This window comes from Candidatus Electronema sp. PJ (assembly GCF_048287395.1).
Classification (GTDB): domain Bacteria; phylum Desulfobacterota; class Desulfobulbia; order Desulfobulbales; family Desulfobulbaceae; genus Electronema.
In genome coordinates this window covers 1-4,114 of record NZ_JBLWEO010000036.1, presented here as the reverse complement: position 1 = coordinate 4,114, position 4,114 = coordinate 1, and the positions used below count along the sequence as shown (strand labels likewise).

Below are 4,114 nucleotides of genomic sequence, written 5' to 3'. Positions count from 1 at the left end.
GGCGGACAATCCCTCCTTTGAAAGCCAAGCGGTGAAGGCGTACCCGAAAGTCCGCTTTTCGCTATTATATTGTTTTTAATGATAAATTCAATATATTTTTCAGGTGCGACCCGCCTTGTCACTCATAAATCACCATTACCGTCAATTTCTTGCTCGGACACGCCAGAGAAAGAAAAGCGGCAGCCAGTGTTTCACTCTGAGCTGTCCGAGGAAAAAACTGAGGTGTCCTTTTTAAAAGAGGACTGGCGCGAGGAAAACATCAGGAGGCTGTTATGTTGACAGGAAGCATTCCGAAGCTCTTGCAGGAAGCCCATGCCGTGAAGCAGGTCTTGGAAGAAATCGGCGAGGGCCTGCCTCACGGCAAACGCATGACTTTTATAGTCCTGCCAGAACCTTGCTCAAAAAATTGTTGTCCCATCCCGCCTTGAGCCTTTTAGCCTTTACTCCGAGCCTGCTTCCTTCCTGCTTCAAAAGGTTGAGCGCGATGTGACGCAGCACAGCAAAATTTTCTGGACCGTGACCTTTTCTGAGTCGTGAATCATCTTCCCGAAAAGCTGTGTCAAGCACCCAATGAGCAGAGTTTTCTATGCTCCAATGTCCGCGAACCGATTCAGCAAGAAGCACGGCATTTTTTTCAAGGCTGGAAATATAATATCTGCAAGATGTTGTGGTCTGACCGTTTACTGTGACATCAGAGATGACAGCGCCGGCAGACCGCAAGCCCTCCCATTCCGAACGCATGGGAATTCCGCCCAGATTATCTGTCATGAAGCACCAGCGGACTTCATGGCGGCCATGACCTGCCGCTTCGCTGCTGTGAAAATCAAATTCGGAGCTGTTCAGCCTTCCCACGTCAGCACTGCTGAACAGCTTGTCAACGGCTTGAAAAAGGCCCGGCTGATTCCCTTTTACGGCTATTGCATAATCACCGCCTTGCTCAATGATTTTTTTGACAATTTTCTTTTGGCAGCCCATAGCGTCAATCGTCGCTGTGCACCCTTTCATATTCAAAAAATCGAGCAGTTCAGGAATGGCGTTTATTTCGTTCGACTTCTCTTCAGTCTTCACCTGACCGATCACAAGATGATCAGCAGCGGCCCAGGCGCTGACCATGTGGATTGCCGATTTGCCTGACTTGGCATCATGGGACCGCCGCAATGTTTTTCCATCGAACGCGACAACTTGGCCTTGGGTGAGTTCCACCGCCGCCCGAATCCATCCAGAGAAGCATCGTTGAAATTCATCAGGATTGATAAAGGAAAACACCCTGTTGAATGTGTCATGCGAGGGAATTCCGTTCGGCAGTTCCAAGAAAGCGGCGAACCAGTCCTTTTTCGCAACGCCGTACTGCGCAATTTCTGTCCAGTCATTTGCGCCGCAGATGACTGCGCAAACTGCAATCACTATGATATCAATAAGTTTATGCTCATTTTTCCTTGCATGAACACGCGGATCGGGCAAAGCTGAAAAGTGCTCAATAATACCGGCTGCCGACATTCTGTCCTCCTGTTCTTTTGATTTTGGAGGACTGTTGTAAAATCAAGACGGCTGGAACGCTGTCAATTATTTTCGACGACGTTTGCCTGATTGCTTTAACCCCAGCTACTTATTGGCAAAGTCATGCGTTTGCCCTGGGCTACGACAACAGGACTTTTGTATGTGGTCGGAAGGTATCACCAATCTGAGTATCTTCAGAAATGGGGGATCGAATCAGACTTCTTTGCAAACGATATTTACAATAGCTTAGTTGATGGCACTATTGTCTTGTCTGCTGGAATGATGTATGTGCTTATCATTTTAATTGGAATTGTAATATCTGCATTGCAATATACTGCTATAGAGATATACCTATCGAAACAGGAGAGTCTCTCGTAAGACATCTATCTGGTTGCGTAAGAAGTTTGGAAGCAAAAAGGAGGAAGAGCCAGAGAGTGAGCCGCCAAAACTCTTAACGGATATCATAAGTATTGCCTTTACATCTATCATGGTAGGCTCGTTTTTGCTTGCTGCGTTATATGCTTTCCACAGTTTGATCACTTTCTCTTCTGAGCAAGGCGAAAAGCACGCAGTCAAGGAATACGAACAGTATTCGCAAAGCAACGGAAAAGGTGATCAGAAAAGCTTGTTCAGTAAAGTTGAGAACATATTGCATTGATGGGGCACAGCGAAACGCGCTCCTGCTTGCCACAGACAGAAGCACCTACGCTCTCTATTTTCCGAAAGGGAAAGCGCAGAATGAAGGTGTTGAGATTATCGCCGCTTCACGAATCACCTGCATCAAGGCAACAAAAAATATGATTCCGTAGCACGCTGTTGTCAACAAGCAAAAGGGAGGACATAGCAATCTGTCCTCCCTTTTTATTTCGGGGAACTGCGCCCTTTTTCAAGGTGCAGGCACAGCCGCGCCATTCCACGCCGCCAGCCATTCCTTGCGGCGGTATAGACAGTACACAGCTATGCACACGTCGAAGGCGATGCAAAGCGCGCCATAGCCGAGCGGGACGGAAATAAGTCCCCAGGCATGGCCGCCAAAGTGCATGTTCCATTCATGCGCGACATCCCACACGCTGTGCAGGGCATAACCTGCGGCCATGACTGCGGGTTCCTTGAGGCCGACAAGGCCGAGCGCGGCGAAGAAGGCCACTGCGGCCAGCTCGGAGTCTGTTGTCTTCAGATCGCCGAAATAAGCGAGGAACGGCAGGTAAAACGAAGCCATCACTCCAAGAAAAATGGCGTAGTATATATGCTCTGCCTTTGCTGAGATATAGTTTCTTGCCACATACGCTGTTCCGAAAGCGATTGCCATGCCAAAAGAAAAAATAAAGACCAAAAATTGCCAGCAATCCGATCACGTTCATTGCGCTGTCCATAGGTTTTCCTCCTTTTCCGCTGTAGAGTTTTTATGGATGCATGAAAGCTGAATCCATGAAGAATCAGCAGTAACCTGCTGATTCTTCATGGTTGCACAAGTTTTTCTGCGCGTCAAGAATTATTTTTCCGTCAGCGGTCGCGCTTTGCTGTTCCGGCCCCGTCTGCCATGAGGCCGACCGGCCTTTTGTAGCGATTTCATATCGGGTTAAAAAACGATTTGATTGCTTTCGACAAAATTTGCGCGACTTGATCTGTAATTAATTGATTTCGTTCAATTATAGCCGTAGCACAATAAATTGACTGTAAGCATGGTTGCTGAAAAATCTCATCTGTCGAACAGCCAAGTTTTCTTCTGAGTGCCTTTGCTTGCGCCCATTTATGCTCTATGGGGTTCAAATCAGGAGAATATGGCGGAAGATGCCTCAAGGAGGCAGCCAGCAGCTTCAACCGCCTCCTGAATTCTCTCAAATTTATGAAACGAGGCGTTGTCCATGACAACAACAGCTCCGTTTGGAAGCACAGGCAGAAGACCCTGCAGCAGCCATGCTTCAAAAACATCTGTATTGACGGCACCGTCAAAAAGAGCTGCGGCCAGCAGCCTGTCTTCGGTCAAAGCACCGACAACATTAGTCCGCCGCCTCGACATTAAATCATGCTTTCCAAAGCACCTCGCGCCTGCTGGCGCATAACCGAATATTCTTGGCATGTCTTCTAAAAAGCCGCTTTCATCAATGTAAATCAAAGGAATGCGCATCAATTCATAGACGCTGACCTTCTTTTTGAAAATCCGGCGGGACTCCTCATCAGCTTTCGGATGGAAAAAAGTTTTTTTCTGCTGATTTTCAACCGATTCAACGCCTCGCATATGCCGCGCTGACTGCATCCGAACCGCGCCGCACGCTCATGCTGAAAGGCATCAGGATGCTGCTCCACATCACGGATGAGGCGCTCAGGAGCAATCTTTGTCGCAGGTTTGTTCCGAGTGCGGCACGGTTCAAGCCGTTTCGCCCGGCGGCTCACGCTTGATTTGCTGACTCCGAAACGCAGAGCCGTCTCTTCAAAGCTCAGACCATCCCGGTCTTTGATCTCCAAAACCTTCCGACGAAAATCTATTACCTAATGTGCAACTCTTTATACAGCAACCAGCCCATCCAGATCAAGCGGAGGGAGATTGCAGGATAAGTTAAGGAAAACACAGACAGTATGCGCCAAAATTTTTCTGATCAAACGGTGTTGAAAATGC

The 4,114-nt window shown here is 48.1% G+C and carries 4 protein-coding genes and 1 pseudogene; all 5 read right to left on the bottom strand.

What is annotated here, in order from left to right; translation table 11 throughout:
• Positions 1–375 precede the first annotated feature (375 nt).
• Positions 376–1,497 (bottom strand): ISAs1 family transposase, encoded by a 1,122-nt coding sequence (locus tag ACNKIB_RS05525; RefSeq protein ID WP_417909550.1) that lies wholly within the window; start codon positions 1,495–1,497, stop codon positions 376–378.
• Between the two features lie 886 nt (positions 1,498–2,383).
• Positions 2,384–2,806, bottom strand: a complete 423-nt coding sequence (locus ACNKIB_RS05520) for a DUF6010 family protein (protein ID WP_417909549.1) — start codon at positions 2,804–2,806, stop codon at positions 2,384–2,386.
• Positions 2,807–3,268: 462 nt separating this feature from the next.
• Positions 3,269–3,577, bottom strand: coding sequence for a transposase (locus tag ACNKIB_RS05515; protein WP_417909551.1), 309 nt, complete (start codon positions 3,575–3,577; stop codon positions 3,269–3,271).
• Positions 3,578–3,624: 47 nt separating this feature from the next.
• Positions 3,625–3,963: an IS630 transposase-related protein gene (locus tag ACNKIB_RS05510; RefSeq protein ID WP_417909548.1), complete on the bottom strand. Its 339-nt coding sequence runs from the start codon at positions 3,961–3,963 to the stop codon at positions 3,625–3,627.
• A 39-nt stretch (positions 3,964–4,002) separates the two neighbouring features.
• A pseudogene (locus tag ACNKIB_RS05505) lies at positions 4,003–4,114 on the bottom strand (IS982 family transposase); the annotation flags it as partial.